Source organism: Citrobacter koseri ATCC BAA-895 (genome assembly GCF_000018045.1).
Lineage (GTDB): Bacteria > Pseudomonadota > Gammaproteobacteria > Enterobacterales > Enterobacteriaceae > Citrobacter_B > Citrobacter_B koseri.
The window spans coordinates 1,001,016-1,018,423 of the sequence record NC_009792.1; the positions used below are offsets into that span (position 1 = coordinate 1,001,016).

Consider the following 17,408-nt stretch of genomic DNA (forward strand, 5'->3'; position numbering starts at 1 on the left):
CTGGAGTATGGATGATTTTTCACAGGTGGATAAAAATTATTGATTCAGGTTACTGGGGAACAGAATATTTCCCGCCAGGTTCCCGTATGTCGTGGAGACGGACTGCTGTTTTCCGGTCTGGTCTATAAGCTGACGTAGCTCTTCCATACGGTGCTGCAACAGCGTTTTTAACTCAGCCTCGTTACGGAGTACGGCATTCAGGATCTCTTTTGCCTGGTTTATCAGAAATGTATTGCCGGGAGAGATGGGGTTACGTGCAATACCTTCTACCAGTTGCACATAATTCATCTCCTGCTCAATCAGTTCATCCCATTTCCCTGAATGAGCGAGATCCAACATTGTGATACTAAGGGCATGCAGGGCATGCCAGTCGGTAAGTGACGGGATGAAGTTAGTCATCAAAGGGTATCCTGAACGGGTGAAACCGGTGAGCCAATCTGTTTCCAGGCATCAGCGATATTGGTTAGCAATCCCTCTACTTCAATGATAGCTTCGACGTCGTTATGTAAGTTGGCCAGTAACAAACGACGTATCATGTAATCGTAAAGTGATGCCAGATTGCGGGAAAGGTCTCCTTCAACGTCCATGTTGAGTCCCGCCTTGAGGCCGTTATCAATAATATTGATCGCTTTTGACAGCGCTTCACCTTTCGATAACAGTTCTCCCTGCTCCAGGAATAGTCGTGCCCTGACGAGAGCGCTTAGTGCTCCGTCAAAAAGCATAACAATCAGTTGGTGTGGGTCGGCACTCATTACCGCACTTTCCACCCCGACTTTTTGGTAGGAAAGAACACCACTTTTACTATACATATCAGTTCCTTAACTGCTGGATGAGCTAAACTGCTGTGTCAGGTAGTTTGCAGTATTGTTCATCTGACTGATCAACTTATCCAGTGAGGTGAACTGTGCTTTGTAGCGCGCCATAGTTGCTTCTATGGAGGCTTCCATCGCGTCATAGCGCTGTTCTAATGTCTTGAGCGTTTTGTTGATGCCATCCTGCGCGTTTTTAATAACCCCGGATTGATCGACGGAGGTATCCAGCATTTTGGTCAACATATTGTTCATTTCTGTAGCAAAACCTGTCGTTTTGCCATCGCCGATAAAGTATTCCTGAACCGCCTGTGGGTTATCAGTTAATGCTTTCGTTAGCTTAGTGCTGTCTATTTTCAGGTTACCTGTCGAACCGTCGGCGCCGGTCACCGGATCCTGAGTAATACCCAGTTGAGATATAATGGCGTAAGCGCCGCCTTGTACATCCGTCAGCAGACTGCGTAATTGCGATTGAATGGAACGCACGTTGGTGTCGCCCATTAACGCACCGTTAGTTGCTGACTGATCTTTGCCCTGCTCAACTTTGACGTACTTCGTCACGCTGGCGATGGTTGACTGTAGCGCATTATAGGCTGTTACCCAGTCATTTATTGCTTTGCTGTTCTCTTCTGTTGCACGGGTTAATTCCAGCGTTTCGTCGGCGGTGCTTTTATTCTTCAACGTCAACGTGACGCCTGGCAGCGCATCAGAAATGATATTACTTGAACGTTCAAGTTCGACGCCGTTCACTGTCAGTTTTGCGTTCTGCGATGCGGTCTGCTCGGTTAGCGCATTTGTTGAAGCATCGTGACCGATAACCTGCTGGAGCGTGTCGTCACCGGTTACCGTTACGGTCATGTCTGAGTCCGTACCCGTCGTTTTTGATGTCAGCATCAAACGATAGTCGCCGTCAGAAGCCTTCATTACCGTGGCGGAGACGTTACCATTGGAATTATTAATGGCTTTCGCAATACCGTTCAGGCTGGTGTCGGAATCCGACAATGTAATTTCTAAAGGATCTTTGGTTCCCGGCTGCGTAATCGTAATTGTGCGCGTACCGTTCGTCGTTGTTTCGCCCAGTTTTGTTGTGTTGCTGTCAATCTTGCCGGACATCAATACCTGTGCTTTGGCAACCTGACTCACGTTGACTGTGTAGCTTCCGGCAGTAGCTTCACTGGTTGTTGTGGCAGTGAATGCCGTGTTAGTGCTGCTAACGGTTGTCGAGTTCCAGGTTGTTGTTTTACCCAATGCCGCAGTGGCAGTCTGCAGATTGGTTAATGCGCTTTGTAACTTACCGTACGCGCTCAACTGGGCGTTATAGTTTGTCTGCTGAGTTGTAATTGATGTTAATTTTGTTTTTTCAGCAGCTTCCAATTGGTTGTAGAGCGTCGTCAGATCCAGATTAGAGCCAACCCCCAGGTTACTAATAGTAGGCATGTCTTTTTTCCTTAAAGTCTTGGGTGTACAGCTCTCTGTATCGGCAACTTTCGGTGAAAGTTTACATTGACCGTAAAAAAATAATCGGCAGAAAAGGGCGGGGTGAGAAGGGCATATAGAGGGATTGTTTTTGTTTTATTTTTATACAAAACAATCGTGTTCTTGATTCTAAAAAATGTGAAAACTGCATTTAATTACCTTTAAAAATAATTAGTTAAAAGTTTTTGTCGTTTATTTCTAAAGTACTGTGAAGTTGCGCCGATACCCTTGTTGACGGTGAGAGACGCCGTGAGTGTTCGGCACCGAACTTAGAACCCATTTTTGAAGGAATTAAATTATGGCAGTTATCAATACTAACCTGATGTCACTGACCACTCAGAACAACCTGAACAAATCTCAGTCTGCTCTGGGCACGGCTATCGAGCGTCTGTCCTCTGGTCTGCGCATCAACAGCGCTAAAGACGATGCTGCTGGTCAGGCGATTTCTAACCGTTTCACTTCTAACATCAAAGGCCTGACTCAGGCTGCGCGTAACGCTAACGACGGTATCTCCATTGCTCAGACTGCTGAAGGTTCTCTGAACGAAATCAACAACAACCTGCAGCGTATCCGTGAGCTGGCTGTTCAGGCTCAGAACGGCACCAACTCTGGTTCTGACATCGACTCCATTCAGTCTGAAGTTAACCAGCGTTTGGACGAAATCAACCGTGTTGCCAGCCAGAGCCAGTTCAACGGCATTAAAATCCTGGCAGGTACTGACTCTGCTACAACTATCTCTATCCAGGTTGGCGCTAACGACACTCAGAAAATCGACATCACCATTAATGGCAACAGCGGTTGGAACAAATTTGATTCAACCGGTACTGCTGGTGTTACTACGGGTCTGGCTTCTGGTGAAACGCGTAGCGTTACCACCAAAGGTTTCGACGTTCTGGCTACTGACGTGCTGTCCTCTATCGATACTGCACTGAAAGCTGTTGATACTCAGCGTTCTGACCTGGGTGCGATTCAGAACCGTTTCGAATCCACCATTTCTAACCTGAACAACACCGTAACCAACCTGTCTGCTGCACAGTCTCGTATTCAGGATGCTGACTACGCAACTGAAGTTTCCAATATGAGCCGCGCGCAGATCCTGCAGCAGGCTGGTACTTCTGTACTGTCTCAGGCAAACCAGGTTCCGCAGACTGTTCTGTCCCTGCTGCGTTAATCGCACGGACCAGCCTCTTTATAAAACCAGTCTTCGGACTGGTTTTTTTATTCCCGCGCAGATACCACGAATAAAGCAAAAATTAAGTCTCTTCTTACGCCATTAAAAATATCCCACTCCTGTACTGTAAATCTGGTCATTACTGTAAAGAGATTACCGGCGGGAGCATTAATTTTGGGATTGCCTACAGAGTCAGATAAGAGCTACAGCATTTGCTATTCCACCCCGGGCCATATCAGGGCTGTTAACCATTTGTATGGCGTGACAACGCCTGTCCTTGATACCGCCAGAGTGCTTGAACTGGGCGCAGGGGAAGGTTATACACTGTATTCGCAGGCGCTGATGTATCCCAACTCGCGCTTTGTCGGCGTGGAGCTTGAGAGCGAAAACTCTCTTTCTTCGCAACAGGCTCTACTGGGCAGTGCGCCGGATAACCTGGCACTTTTTTCACTTTCTCTTGATGACTTACTCTGCCAGGATATCGGTGAATATGATTATATTATTATTCATGGCAGCTTTAGTTGGTTGAGTAATGATATTCGCGACCAACTCCTTGCGTTTTGCCAACAGCATTTAAGCCCTCAGGGGTGTATTGCCATTGAATGGGAATGCCATCCTGGTGCAAAAATAAACGAGATTATTCGCGACGCGGTACAAATTCATAGCAGTCTGGCGAATGATATCGAAACGCAAATCGCCAGTTCCCGGGCAATGTTAAGCTGGTTAAAGCTAAACGGCGTCACCGGGGAGGCTGCATTTTTAAAAAGTAGCGATACATTATCAGATTTGCTGATTAGCCATAGCCTTCTGCAAACACCAAACGAGTACCGTTACTTGCTTGAATTTGCGGGTGTGATCGAGACTTTTGGCCTGGCTTATGTCGGCGACTTACTACCATGGACAGAGCTTGCGGCGCATTATGATGAAAAGATCCAACATCTACACAATGTGCTCAGTCCACTCAATAACAAAATTCTGATCCAACAGTATCTTGATTTCGCAGTGAATCGCGGCACGCGTTTTAGCCTGTTGACCCATAGCGACAATGCGCAAACGGTGTCTGTGTTGCCGGACCTGACGAAACTGAAAGATCTGCGTTGGGCAGGAAGTTTTCGCCGTCAGTCTCTGCAAGGAAGGATTCTCAACACGTTAACCGCAAATAGCGAAACGCCTGTCTCTACGGATGATATCGCTACGCTGGCTCTCCTTGATGCTCTCGGCGACGGCTGGCCCTCAAGCCTCACTTTCGAACAGCTCGTTTATAACGTTCGTCAGCCCGACTTAGAGGATAAAGCATGGCGGGAGGATATCAGCCAGTCACTGTCGGCTCTTTTTTTGAAAGGGTTACCTGACTTACATTTCTCTCTGGATAAGAGCGTTTACGATACCTGCCAGGCGGCGCCGGCACAGTGGGTGGCGGCGACAAGAGGTAAATATGCCATTAACCGCTGGCATGAAACTGTAGAACTGAATGACGAAGAGCTGTCGGCGATGTCTGCTCCGACGCTGGTGGTAACGGCGCAGAATGCGCAAATCTTGTTTAGTCTGGTTAAGAAGGGGATGGTGGCGGCTGCTCCCAAAGCCTGGCGGGCTTTTTTGCAGCAGCTTATCGGCCATTTTCCGGCTGAAGAAACCTGGCCCCTTGTTTTCTCGCTGATTCTTTATTCCGGTACGGAGGCCAACGGCGGCTTTTTACCTTCCGCCATAGCAACGCCGGGCAAGAAAAAGACATCCATGCCGGCTTTGGCCCCGGTGGAAGAGGATTTTCATCGACAGCTAGAAAAGTTAATGCAGGAAGGCAGATTCCAGCAGGCGCGTGCGAGCATTGAGCGGTTGGTTGCACAGAGACCAGATAATGTCCATGTGCACTATCTTCTGGCAAATTTTTATTTGCGTACTTCCGATTATGACGCCGGGCTGAAAGCCAGTATGTCGTTGCTCTCGTTGCAGTCGAGTAGCTGGCGTATTTTTTATGAGCTCTCCGCTATTTTTTATCGTAAAAACTGGCGTTGGCAAGCAGGGCGTCTGGCACGGGCGATCTTGCGCGCCGAACCTGGGTATGCTGCGGCATGGGATCTTCTCAGTTCTCTTTACCGTGAAATGATGGAATATACGCTGGCGGAAATGTGTTCGCGTAAAGCAATAGAGATAGAACCGCGTTCTGCAGGCATTATTGAGAATCTGGGAACGATCCTTGGTGATCAGTCAAAAATGAGCGAGGCGATCCCTTATTTACGCCGTGTGGTCGAGCTGGAGCCGGGTAATTTTAATGCCTTCACCAACTTACTGTTTGGACTGACGCACAGCACAGAGCTTACAGCGCAGGATCTGCTGGAAGAACATAAGCAGTTTGGCCTGGCCGCTGAACGTTGGGCGAGTAAACAGCCGTTTACTATCACTCATACGCGCGAAGAGAAATCTCGCTTACGTATCGGATTTGTTTCTGGAGATTTTGGCCGCCACCCGGTGACGAATTTTCTCGCGCCGGTCTGGTATTCGCTGGATCGCGATCGCTTTGAAATATACGGTTACCAGAACTCCCCACTACAGGATGAGGTAACCGAGCGACTGATGGAGAGTGCCTGCGTATGGTCAAAAGTCACACATCTAAGCCACCTCGAATTTGCTGAGCAGGTTAAAAGGGATGGAATTGATATCCTTGTCGATCTCTCCGGGCACACTGGTTATAACCGTTTGCCGGCTTTTGCGTTAAAACCAGCACCTGTCCAACTTTCCTGGATCGGTTATCCCGGAACCACGGGAATGGCGACGGTAGATTATTACCTTATTGATAGTCGTTTTGCGGAACCGGGCGTTCTGGATCCTGCCTTTGTTGAAAAATTAATTTATCTTCCAGCGGTTCAGCAGTTCCATCCGAATAAAGAGAGCCCTGATGTTGGTCCATTGCCTGCGCTGAAAAATGGCTTTATCACTTTTGCCAGCTTTAACCGCCCGAAAAAAATCAATGATGAGGTTGTTCGCGTCTGGAGCAAGATCTTGCACAGCATACCTGAGGCTCGTTTGCTTATTGGCTATATGTCTGACAGCAATATGGTTAACCATTTCAGAATGTTGTTTAAAGAGCAGGGCATTAATGAGGAACGGTTGCTATTCAGGCAAAAGATGTCGCTGCATGAGTATCTGGCATTACATAACGACATTGATGTTTTGCTGGATACCTTTCCTTATACCGGGGGAACGACGACCTGGCATGCGATCTGGATGGGTGTTCCTACATTAACTATTGCCGGGGACACCATCGCTTCCAGACAGTGCAGCGCCGGGCTGAATTTTTGTGGGCTGCAGGATTTTGTGGCCGTTGACAAAGAACAGTACATCGCTAAGGCGGTTTTGTTGTCTGAACAAACCCATGCGTTGGCTGAGTTGCGCCAGTCGCTGCGTTCTCGCCTGAAAGAGAAGAGTGTATCTCAGGTGCGAGAAGCCATTTATTTCGAGCGGGCTCTGGAGATTATCTGGCAGCGTTATTGTCAGGGGTTGCCGCCTGCGCCAGTGGTGATTAATAGCGATACATAATGGGCGAACTGGTGTGAGTGAGGCATTTACGGCGAAGAGGTTATGTAGGGCTGGTGGGGGAAGAGAGTGAATAACACATTGACTGATGCTATAGGTGGATATTTCCCCCTCGAAACGGCGTTAATAAGCCAGACGTTGTATTCTGATGCGCAGTGTTTCAGTTCTGCGCGTGCGGCCTTTTATGCTCTATTGAAAAAAGGGCAACCTTCAGCGCTCTGGATGCCTCGCTGGATCTGCAATGCAATGTTATCGCCTGCCGAAACGTTAGGTATTCCCGTACGTTTTTATTCTCTGGACGCCGCGTTTGCTCCTGCGGACGATCTTCAGCCAGAAAACGGTGACTGGGTGCTTGCGGTTAACTATTTTGGCCTCGTCGATAACCTGGCTCAGTCGCTCATGGAACGGTTTAATCCACAGCAGATCGTCTGGGATCACTCTCAGGCCTTTTTCTCCGCGCCGCAACTCGGTCTGGCAACGATCTACTCACCCAGGAAATTTTTCGGCGTTCCTGATGGCGGGATGCTGGCTGGTGCAATACCGGTGGATATCCCTCCGACAGAGGAATCAGGTTCTCTTCAGCGCACTGGGCATCTTCTTATTCGCCTGGCGCAGGGCGCAGAGGCTGGTTACACCGCCTACCGACAGGCAGAGCAAACGCTGGAGGAACTACCGGGGGAAGGCATGTCTATGCTGACTCATCGTTTATTAGCCGGGATCGATTATCAAGCCTGTGAGCAGCGACGCCTTGAAAATTACCATTACCTGTATCAGCGTCTTGCCTGTATCAATGCGCTAAATTTACCTGCCAGGCCAGAATGCGGCCCGCTTTGCTACCCACTACTGACTGAAAATGAAAATCTGCGCGAAGCGCTTCGTCAGCGCCGAATTTTTATTCCTGTTTACTGGCTTGATGCCTTGCAAAGAGTGAGTGTCGATTCGATTGAACACCGTTACATCAGACACATCCTACCGTTGCCTGTGGACCATCGTTATGGGCTGGATGAAATGCAATCTCTTGCAGATTTTGTGATTGCGTATCTCTCATATACCGGGGAAGGTTCTGATGAAAAAAATTAATGTCCTTATTTTCCCTTGCGGTGCAGAGAATGCGGGTGAGATTTATAGCGCGCTGCGCTATTCCGTCCATATTGGTCTGCTGCTGGGGGCATCAAGCGTAAGCGATCACGGGGAGTTTCGTTTTCCCGATTATGCCGGTGATATGCCCAATATTCATGCTGACGACTTCGACGCACAATTTCTGCGACTGGTGAAAGAGAAGCAGATTGATGTCGTTTTCGCTACGCATGATTCTGTCGCGTTAAAACTTGCACAACTTAATGAACCCCGGCAGCACTACTTTTTGGTTAATGGCGATCGTCAGGTAACGGAGACGCTACGTTATAAAAGCGCTACCTATGCCCTATTTGACGATTGCCACTGGGTCCCTCATCGATACTGCGATCTTGCAACAATTGACGACTGGCCGGCGATCGTAAAACCAGACTGTGGACAGGGGGGAAATGGTGTACAGCGAGTAAATAACCGCCTGTCTCTGGAACAGGCGATTGAATCCGTCGCGCAGGCGATCGTGGTGGAATATCTGCCGGGAGAGGAGATCACCGTCGACTGTTTCACTGACCGAAACCGCCGTTTGATTTGGGCTGGGCCTCGTACCCGTGAACGTGTTCGGGCGGGTATCAGCATGCGTTCACGAGAGGTCGTTCTTGACGATGAAATAACCGACATTGTCGAAACGATAAATGCGCGACTGGCGCTTCGTGGCCCTTGGTTTGTACAGCTAAAACGCGACAGAACAGGGAAATGGAAACTGCTGGAGGTGGCCTGCAGGATTGCTGGCGCAATGGTTTTTCAGCGTGCCAGAGGGGTGAATTTACCGCTTATGGCTATCCATGACTTTATGGGACGCGATGTTGTCGCTCTCCCGGAAATGAGTGTCGGTATCGTTGATCGGACCATTGTGTCCCGAACGCGAAGTGAACTCAACTATCAGCGAATCTATGTCGATCTTGACGACACCCTCATTATCGATGGTTTTGCGGTACCTGCCGTCATGGCGTTTTTATACCAGAGTCGGGCGCAGGGAAAAGCCATTACGCTGATTACTCGCCATGCGCAAAAACCTGAAGAAACCCTTATGTGCGCAGGGGTTGCGTTGAACCTTTTCGATGAGGTCATCCATCTGACTTCTGGAGAGCGAAAGTCAGAATATATACAGCCAAACAGTTTGTTTATTGATAACTATTTTCCTGAGCGGATGGATGTCCGAACGCTGAAAGATGTGCTCGTTCTGGATGTTGATGCCGTTGAGTTTTATTTGCGCTAAGAGAGCCTGTTATGTTGACTGACGAGCAAATTGCCGATTTTTGCCATGCGTTTATCGAGAAAGCCTCACCTCGTTATATCTTTGGACTGACGAGTTATGGTATTGAAATGGCAAAGGTATTTAACGTTGAGGGCATCATTGATAATAAAACAACGCAAACTCAGATTGACGGGTTTCCGATTATCTCTCTAAGTCAGGTTCCTTCGGACGCGTTGATTGTTTCTTCGATTATGGATGGCCGCCCGGTATCGGCATGGCGAACGCTGTCGGCAGCGGGACATAAACAGATCGATTACTTCAGCTTTTATCGCTATTTCAGCCACCTGTTAAGCAAGCCGACCTGGTATCATCAACCCGAATTTGTGCGCGACTACGCCGAGAACCGTGAAGCCTATGAGCGTATCCGTGCGCTCCTTGCGGATGATATTTCAAAGCGCACTTTTGACGATATCATCAACTTCAGGCTTACCAACAAGCTACAGTTTCTTGCGCAGTATAATATTTGCCTGAACGATCAGTACTTCGATCTGCCCTTTATTGGCGAATATGCCGAACATTTTATTGATTGCGGTAGTTTTGACGGCGCCACTTCCGTTGAGTTTATGCGTCGATTTCCCAGCTATAACACAGTATGTATCTTTGAACCAGAACCGCGCCAGGCGCAGAGTATTCAACAGGCGATGCAGGGCAGGGAAAATGTTTATGTTTATCCCTGTGGCGTCTCGCACAGCCAGCAGAAGCTGAGTTTTTCTTCCTCGGGGTCGACTTCGCATGCGAGCGAAGACGGGGGGATCGATGTTGAAATGGTAGCCCTTGACGATGTGTTAAAAGGGCGAGTGACGTTCATCAAAATGGATATCGAAGGTTTTGAGTTACAGGCTCTGGAAGGAGCAAAACGGATTATTCGTCAACAGCATCCACTGCTTGCCGTCTGTTGCTATCACAAACCTGATGATTTCAGAACATTGCCTGAGCAGGTGCTGGGTTATCGTGAGGACTACGACATTTACCTGCGTCACTATACGGAAGGGCTACTGGAAACCGTTTACTATTTTGTCCCCAGAAAAGGTGCACAATGAAAATCGGCATTATGCAGCCCTATCTATTCCCTTACCTGGGATATTTTCAGCTGATTAATGCGGTCGATCAGTTTGTAATTTATGATGACGTAAATTATATCCGTCAGGGCTACATTAATCGTAATACCATTTTGATGGGGAACTCTCCTCAGCGCTTTACCGTTGCTGTGCCGGGCGCTTCATCTTTCAAAAAAATAAATACGTTAAGCTTTGACGTTAATGTTGCTAAGGTGCTGAAAACAGTTCATCAGGCGTATCATAAAAGGCCATATTTTGAACCAGTTTTTAGTATTGTTGAGAAGGTGTTGACCGCCGAGCAGCGCCAGATCCCCACGCTTTGCCAGTATGCGTTTAAAGAGATATTTGCCTGGCTTGGCATTGAAGTGTCACTTCACATGGCGAGTGATTTGAATTATTCATGTGATGAAACTGCAAGCGGGAAGGTGATGAACATTTGCCGAACTCTCGGTGGAGACCATTACATCAATAGTCCTGGTGGGCAGCATCTTTATCATTCTGATGAATTTGTCGCTCAGGGAATGAAACTGTCATTTATTAAAATGGATGATGTTCATTACCCTCAGGGTGGGGGTAAATTCCATGCCGGATTGTCAATTATTGATGTGCTAATGAACTGCTCCCCCTCTGAGGTGAAAGTGTTATTGGGGCAGTATCAGTTAATTTAATGCGGTGCGATGCGCTTTCGTTTATCGGTGCGGGCGGAGAAATTATGGATAAGAACATTTTTGTTACCAGTCCTTTATTGCCACCTCTTGATGAGTTTATTCCTTATCTGGAAGAAATATGGCAAAACAAACAATTAACCAATGCAGGTCCATTTCACCAGCAACTTGAAGAGGCGCTGGCGGAATATCTCGGTGTTGAACATTTGTGCCTGTTTGCAAACGGTACGCTGGCGTTGCTAACTGCATTTCAGGCGTTACGCATCACAGGTGAAGTGATTACCACGCCGTATTCCTTTGTGGCAACGTCGCATTCGCTACTGTGGAATGGCTTAAAACCGGTTTTTGTCGATATTGACCCTGTCACCTGTAATATGGACCCACGGAAAATTGAAGAGGCAATCACGCCGCAAACTACCGCTATTTTGCCTGTCCATTGTTATGGCATCCCCTGTGACACCGCGCATATTCAGCAGATTGCTGATATTTATGGTCTGAAAGTGATTTATGATGCAGCGCACGCTTTTGGTGTTAAGCGGGAAGGGACAACCATTTTGCGCGAAGGCGACTTATCTGTCTTGAGTTTCCATGCCACGAAAGTATTCAATACGATAGAAGGCGGAGCGATTATCTGCCATGATAAAAAAACGAAACAACGCATTGATTATTTGAAAAACTTTGGTTTTGCCGGGGAAACCACCGTTGTGGCGCCTGGCATAAATGGCAAAATGAATGAAGTTCAGTCAGCGTTTGGTTTATTGCAACTTCGCCATATCGATAAAGCATTAGCTGAGCGCGCGGCGCTGTTTGATAACTATAAAACACTCCTGGCTGATATTCCTGGTATCTCACTGCTGATCCCGCCGGATAATATTGCATGGAATCATGCTTATTGCCCAATTATGGTTTCGGATGCGTTTCCTGTTTCGCGAGATGGGGTCTATGATTTATTAAAGTCCCACAATATTATGCCCCGCCGTTATTTCTACCCATTAATTAGTAGCTTCCCAATGTATCGTGCGCTGGAGAGCGCCAGACAAGATAAACTTAAAATTGCGCAATTACGTGCAGATGAAGTCCTTTGTTTGCCTCTCTATCCTGGCCTTGAGAAAGAGGTACAGGTAGAAATTGCTTCATTGTTAAAAGGAGTGAGCGAAAATGTGAGTAGTGACTCATCAGCGTTGAAAACTGGTGAGATTTTTGCCGAGCGCGTTGCCTGATTTTTAGATCCCCTGAGGGGAATTGGGGGTTATAAATAACGGTAACCCCCAAATAACCCCTCATTTCACCCACTATTCACCCGATTAAAACCCCTCCAGAATCGGATAATCATGCCGATAACTCAACTAACGCAGGGCTGTTTATCGTGAATTCACTGTATACCGCTGAAGGTGTAATGGATAAACACTCGCTGTGGCAGCGTTATGTACCGCTGGTGCGTCACGAAGCATTGCGCCTGCAGGTGCGTTTGCCGGCGAGCGTGGAACTGGACGATCTGCTACAAGCGGGCGGTATCGGGTTATTGAATGCAGTTGACCGATATGACGCTCTGCAAGGAACGGCATTTACCACTTACGCAGTGCAGCGTATTCGTGGAGCGATGCTGGATGAACTACGCAGCCGTGACTGGGTGCCGCGTAGCGTCCGGCGCAATGCTCGCGAAGTGGCGCAGGCGATGGGGCAACTGGAGCAGGAATTAGGGCGCAACGCGACGGAAACTGAGGTGGCGGAGCGGCTGGCGATTCCTGTGGAAGAGTATCGTCAGATGTTGCTTGATACCAATAACAGCCAACTCTTCTCTTATGACGAGTGGCGGGAAGAGCATGGCGATAGCATTGAGCTGGTGACGGAAGAACACCAGCAGGAAAACCCGTTACAACAGCTCCTTGAGAGCAATTTACGCCAGCGTGTGATGGATGCGATTGAATCGTTGCCAGAACGCGAGCAGCTGGTGTTGACGCTGTATTACCAGGAAGAGCTCAATCTGAAGGAGATTGGCGCGGTGCTGGAAGTCGGCGAGTCACGGGTAAGCCAGTTGCACAGCCAGGCCATCAAACGTCTACGCACCAAGCTGGGTAAGTTATAAAGGGCGATCGTCGTCGCCCCTTAATAGTGCCGCACAACGTATTGACTACCAGGAGTTCTCATGACGGTGCAGCAATCTAAAAGACGGCCACTAAGCCGCTACCTCAAAGACTTTAAACACAGCCAGACGCATTGCGCTCATTGCCATAAATTGCTCGACAGGATCACGTTGGTTCGCCGGGGGCAGATTGTCAATAAAATCGCGATTTCCCGCTTGGATACGCTGATGGACGACGCACAATGGCAGGAGGAGCAGAAGGAGTGGTCGGCGCTGTGCCGTTTCTGCGGCGATCTGCACTGCAAAGAGCAGAGTGACTTCTTTGACATCATCGGTTTTAAACAATTCTTGTTTGAGCAAACTGAAATGAGCCACGGCACCGTGCGTGAATATGTCGTGCGCCTGCGTCGCCTGGGCAACCATCTCACCGAACAGAACATCTCTCACGACCTGCTACAGGAAGGTTTTCTTGATGAAAACCTGGCCCCGTGGTTACCCGAAACCAGCACCAATAACTATCGGATCGCGCTGCGTAAGTACGAACAGTATAAAACGCATACGCATGCCGGACAGATGCAGAAATCATCCCGGATGGCTACTTCTGATATATATTAAAAATGAATAACATGTAGCGGAGTCGTGTTTGTGATTAGCAGCAAACCCTCTACACTACGGTCATTAATGACAACATTCGGGGTAACTATGAAATTAGCACTTCTGGGACGTCAGGCTCTGATGGGTGTGATGGCAGTTGCACTTGTCGCCGGGATGAGCGTGAAGAGTTATGCAGATGAAGGTCTGTTAAACAAAGTAAAAGAGCGCGGCACGCTGCTGGTAGGCCTGGAAGGGACTTACCCGCCGTTCAGTTTCCAGGGTGATGACGGCAAACTGACCGGGTTCGAAGTGGAGTTCGCAGAAGAACTGGCGAAACACCTCGGCGTAAAAGCCTCGCTGAAACCGACCAAATGGGACGGTATGCTGGCATCGCTGGATTCCAAACGTATTGATGTGGTTATCAACCAGGTCACCATCTCCGACGAACGTAAGAAAAAATACGATTTCTCAACACCTTATACCATTTCTGGTATTCAGGCGCTGGTGAAAAAAGGCAATGAAGGCAGCATCAACACGGCGGCTGACCTGAAAGGTAAGAAGGTCGGCGTCGGTCTGGGAACAAACTACGAAGAGTGGTTGCGCCAGAACGTACAGGGTGTAGACATTCGCACCTATGATGACGATCCGACGAAATACCAGGATCTGCGCGTAGGCCGTATTGACGCTATTCTGGTGGATCGCCTGGCCGCATTGGATCTGGTGAAGAAAACCAAAGACACGCTGGCCGTTACCGGCGAAGCGTTCTCCCGTCAGGAAGCCGGTGTGGCGCTGCGTAAAGGCAATGAAGATCTGCTGAAAGCGGTAGATGGCGCCATTGCCGATATGCAGAAAGACGGCACGCTGAAAGCGCTGTCTGAGAAATGGTTTGGCGCAGATGTGACTAAATAATCGTCATAATTGCAAAAAAAGGCGCTTTAATACGGCGCCTTTTTTATTTCATCCGTTTGAACGTGCATAATAAAAAGAACATCACAACAATGAATACCGGAGGCTTTATGCCACTGCATAATTTAACGCGGTTCCCACGCCTGGAATTTATTGGCGCGCCAACGCCACTCGAATACCTGCCGCGTTTATCTGATTATCTGGGTCGCGACATTTTCATTAAACGCGATGACGTAACGCCGATGGCAATGGGCGGGAATAAACTGCGTAAGCTTGAATTTCTGGCTGCCGATGCGCTGCGTGAAGGCGCGGATACACTGATTACGGCGGGCGCCATCCAGTCGAACCACGTTCGCCAGACGGCGGCGGTAGCGGCAAAACTGGGATTACACTGCGTTGCGTTACTGGAAAATCCCATCGGTACGACGGCGGAAAACTACCTGACCAACGGCAATCGTCTGCTGCTGGATCTTTTTAACACGCAAATTGAGATGTGCGACGCGCTGACCGATCCTGATGCCCAGCTACAGGAACTGGCGACCCGCATTGAGGCGCAGGGTTTCAGGCCGTATGTGATTCCGGTCGGCGGCTCCAGCCCATTAGGTGCGATGGGATACGTGGAAAGCGCGCTGGAAATCGCTCAACAGTGCGAGGGCGCGGTACAGCTGTCCTCCGTGGTGGTGGCGTCGGGAAGCGCCGGTACGCACGCCGGGCTGGCGGTAGGTCTGGAACAACTGATGCCAGATGTTGAGTTGATCGGCGTGACCGTGTCGCGCAAGGTTATCGATCAGAAGCCCAAAGTGGTTACGCTGCAACAAGCGATTGCTAAAGAGCTGGAACTGACTGCCTCGGCGGACATCCTGCTGTGGGACGACTATTTCGCGCCGGGATACGGAACGCCGAATGAAGAGGGGATGGAGGCCGTGAAGCTGCTGGCGCGCCTGGAAGGCATTCTGCTTGACCCGGTCTATACGGGGAAAGCGATGGCGGGCCTGATCGATGGCATCAGCCAGAAGCGCTTCAAAGATGAAGGCCCGATTCTCTTTATTCATACCGGTGGGGCGCCAGCGCTGTTTGCCTACCATCCTCACGTGTAACTTCCGGGTAGAAAAACACTCATGCAAGAAAGTATCCAACTGGTGATTGACTCGCTGCCGTATCTGCTTAAAGGTGCGGTGTTTACGCTACAGCTGAGTATTGGCGGGATGTTTTTCGGCCTGCTGCTGGGCTTCATTCTCGCGCTGATGCGTATGTCGCCCCTGCTGCCTGTCCGCTGGCTGGCGCGTTTTTATATCTCCATTTTTCGCGGTACGCCGCTTATTGCCCAGCTTTTTATGATCTACTACGGCCTGCCGCAGTTTGGCATTGAGCTGGACCCGATCCCGGCGGCGATGATTGGCCTGTCGCTGAATACCGCAGCCTACACTTCGGAAACGCTGCGTGCGGCGATCTCTTCTATCGACAAAGGTCAGTGGGAAGCCGCGGCAAGTATCGGTATGACGCCGTGGCAGACGCTGCGTCGCGCGATTTTGCCGCAGGCCGCCCGCGTGGCGTTGCCGCCGCTGAGCAACAGTTTCATCAGCCTGGTGAAAGATACCTCCCTGGCCGCGACGATTCAGGTGCCGGAACTGTTCCGTCAGGCGCAGCTGATTACCTCGCGTACGCTGGAAGTCTTCACCATGTATCTGGCGGCATCGCTGATCTACTGGGTGATGGCGACGGTACTTTCCGCGCTGCAAAACTATTTTGAAGAGCAGCTTAACCGCCAGGAGAGAGATCCAAAATGAGTGCGATTGAAGTTAAAAACCTGGTGAAAAAGTTCCACGGTCAGACGGTGTTGCACGGCATCGACCTGGAGGTGAAACCTGGTGAGGTGGTGGCGATTATCGGCCCCAGCGGTTCCGGTAAAACAACGCTGTTGCGCAGCATTAATTTGCTGGAGCAGCCTGAGGCGGGCACCATCAAAGTGGGCGACATTACCATTGATACCGCAAGCTCGTTAAACAAGCAAAAAGGGCTAATTCGCCAGTTGCGTCAGCATGTGGGGTTCGTATTCCAGAACTTTAATCTGTTTCCGCACCGTACCGTACTGGAGAACATCATTGAAGGGCCGGTGATTGTGAAAGGCGAGCCCAAAGCCGAAGCAACGGCATTAGCGCGGGAACTGCTGGCGAAGGTAGGACTGGCCGGGAAAGAGACCAGCTATCCGCGTCGTCTGTCCGGTGGGCAGCAGCAGCGTGTGGCGATTGCCCGCGCGCTGGCGATGCGCCCGGAGGTGATTTTGTTTGATGAACCGACTTCCGCGCTCGACCCTGAGCTGGTGGGGGAGGTGCTCAGTACGATACGCCAGCTGGCGCAGGAAAAGCGCACGATGGTCATCGTGACGCATGAAATGAGCTTTGCGCGCGACGTGGCTGACCGGGTGATATTTATGGATCAGGGGCGCATTGTGGAGCAGGGCGCGGCCAAACCGTTATTTGCCAATCCTCAGCAACCACGCACGCGTCAGTTTCTTGAGAAGTTCCTGATGCAATAAGTGTTTTTGCGCACTCGCCTGAAATAATCCCGTTTTGGGCGAGTGTATTTAAATAAATATCAATAATACCCGCCTGATTATAGCCGTAATCCCTTTGTGTTCTCCTGCCGGGTGAAACACACCTCAAGTAATTCGCCATCTGACCGATATTTTCTACATATAAACTTCATTTATGTGTTAGCTTGTTTTAAAC

General features: G+C 49.4%; 16 protein-coding genes. 13 read left to right on the forward strand and 3 right to left on the reverse strand.

The annotated features are described in order from the left end of the window. Positions 1-36 precede the first annotated feature (36 nt). The 3 genes from fliT to fliD are packed head-to-tail and all read right to left on the reverse strand — an operon-like array spanning position 37 to position 2,246. Positions 37-399 carry a flagella biosynthesis regulatory protein FliT gene (gene fliT / locus CKO_RS04405; RefSeq protein ID WP_012131914.1) on the reverse strand — a complete coding sequence of 121 codons (363 nt, stop codon included), beginning with the start codon at positions 397-399 and terminating at the stop codon, positions 37-39. Further along, positions 399-809 carry a flagellar export chaperone FliS gene (gene fliS / locus CKO_RS04410; RefSeq protein WP_012131915.1) on the reverse strand — a complete coding sequence of 137 codons (411 nt, stop codon included), beginning with the start codon at positions 807-809 and terminating at the stop codon, positions 399-401. The genes fliT and fliS overlap by 1 nt, the downstream gene beginning before the upstream one ends. 9 nt (positions 810-818) lie before the next feature. Further along, the gene (gene fliD / locus CKO_RS04415; RefSeq protein ID WP_012131916.1) at positions 819-2,246 is read right to left on the reverse strand and encodes a flagellar filament capping protein FliD; all 1,428 of its coding nucleotides are present in this window, start codon (positions 2,244-2,246) and stop codon (positions 819-821) included. 337 nt (positions 2,247-2,583) lie between these two features. On the opposite strand from fliD, the gene CKO_RS04420 reads away from it, so the two are divergent. The 13 genes from CKO_RS04420 to tcyN all read left to right on the forward strand — a co-directional run bounded on the left by CKO_RS04420 (position 2,584) and on the right by tcyN (position 17,215). Next, positions 2,584-3,456 (forward strand): flagellin N-terminal helical domain-containing protein, encoded by an 873-nt coding sequence (locus tag CKO_RS04420; RefSeq protein ID WP_012131917.1) that lies wholly within the window; start codon positions 2,584-2,586, stop codon positions 3,454-3,456. 291 nt (positions 3,457-3,747) lie between these two features. Further along, positions 3,748-6,990 (forward strand): O-linked N-acetylglucosamine transferase family protein, encoded by a 3,243-nt coding sequence (locus CKO_RS04425; protein ID WP_048902382.1) that lies wholly within the window; start codon positions 3,748-3,750, stop codon positions 6,988-6,990. 66 nt (positions 6,991-7,056) lie between these two features. After that, positions 7,057-8,067, forward strand: coding sequence for a hypothetical protein (locus tag CKO_RS04430; RefSeq protein ID WP_134863674.1), 1,011 nt, complete (start codon positions 7,057-7,059; stop codon positions 8,065-8,067). Further along, positions 8,054-9,334 carry an ATP-grasp domain-containing protein gene (locus tag CKO_RS04435; RefSeq protein WP_012131920.1) on the forward strand — a complete coding sequence of 427 codons (1,281 nt, stop codon included), beginning with the start codon at positions 8,054-8,056 and terminating at the stop codon, positions 9,332-9,334. Before CKO_RS04430 ends, CKO_RS04435 begins: the two co-directional genes overlap by 14 nt. A gap of 11 nt (positions 9,335-9,345) precedes the next feature. Further along, positions 9,346-10,413 carry an FkbM family methyltransferase gene (locus tag CKO_RS04440; protein ID WP_012131921.1) on the forward strand — a complete coding sequence of 356 codons (1,068 nt, stop codon included), beginning with the start codon at positions 9,346-9,348 and terminating at the stop codon, positions 10,411-10,413. Then, a complete protein-coding gene (locus tag CKO_RS04445; RefSeq protein ID WP_012131922.1) occupies positions 10,410-11,099 on the forward strand; it encodes a WbqC family protein in 690 nt (229 codons plus the stop codon). Before CKO_RS04440 ends, CKO_RS04445 begins: the two co-directional genes overlap by 4 nt. Before the next feature lie 44 nt (positions 11,100-11,143). Continuing rightward, positions 11,144-12,316 (forward strand): DegT/DnrJ/EryC1/StrS family aminotransferase, encoded by a 1,173-nt coding sequence (locus CKO_RS04450; RefSeq protein ID WP_024130236.1) that lies wholly within the window; start codon positions 11,144-11,146, stop codon positions 12,314-12,316. A gap of 146 nt (positions 12,317-12,462) precedes the next feature. Beyond that, positions 12,463-13,182: an RNA polymerase sigma factor FliA gene (fliA, locus tag CKO_RS04455; RefSeq protein ID WP_024130237.1), complete on the forward strand. Its 720-nt coding sequence runs from the start codon at positions 12,463-12,465 to the stop codon at positions 13,180-13,182. A 60-nt stretch (positions 13,183-13,242) separates the two neighbouring features. Continuing rightward, positions 13,243-13,794 (forward strand): flagella biosynthesis regulatory protein FliZ, encoded by a 552-nt coding sequence (gene fliZ / locus CKO_RS04460; RefSeq protein ID WP_012131925.1) that lies wholly within the window; start codon positions 13,243-13,245, stop codon positions 13,792-13,794. An 87-nt stretch (positions 13,795-13,881) separates the two neighbouring features. After that, positions 13,882-14,682: a cystine ABC transporter substrate-binding protein gene (tcyJ, locus tag CKO_RS04465; protein WP_024130238.1), complete on the forward strand. Its 801-nt coding sequence runs from the start codon at positions 13,882-13,884 to the stop codon at positions 14,680-14,682. Positions 14,683-14,789: 107 nt separating this feature from the next. Then, the gene (dcyD, locus tag CKO_RS04470) at positions 14,790-15,776 is read left to right on the forward strand and encodes a D-cysteine desulfhydrase (protein WP_024130239.1); all 987 of its coding nucleotides are present in this window, start codon (positions 14,790-14,792) and stop codon (positions 15,774-15,776) included. Positions 15,777-15,797: 21 nt separating this feature from the next. Beyond that, positions 15,798-16,466, forward strand: coding sequence for a cystine ABC transporter permease (gene tcyL / locus CKO_RS04475; protein WP_012131928.1), 669 nt, complete (start codon positions 15,798-15,800; stop codon positions 16,464-16,466). Continuing rightward, positions 16,463-17,215, forward strand: a complete 753-nt coding sequence (gene tcyN, locus CKO_RS04480) for an L-cystine ABC transporter ATP-binding protein TcyN (RefSeq protein WP_012131929.1) — start codon at positions 16,463-16,465, stop codon at positions 17,213-17,215. Before tcyL ends, tcyN begins: the two co-directional genes overlap by 4 nt. The last annotated feature ends 193 nt before the right edge of the window (positions 17,216-17,408 follow it).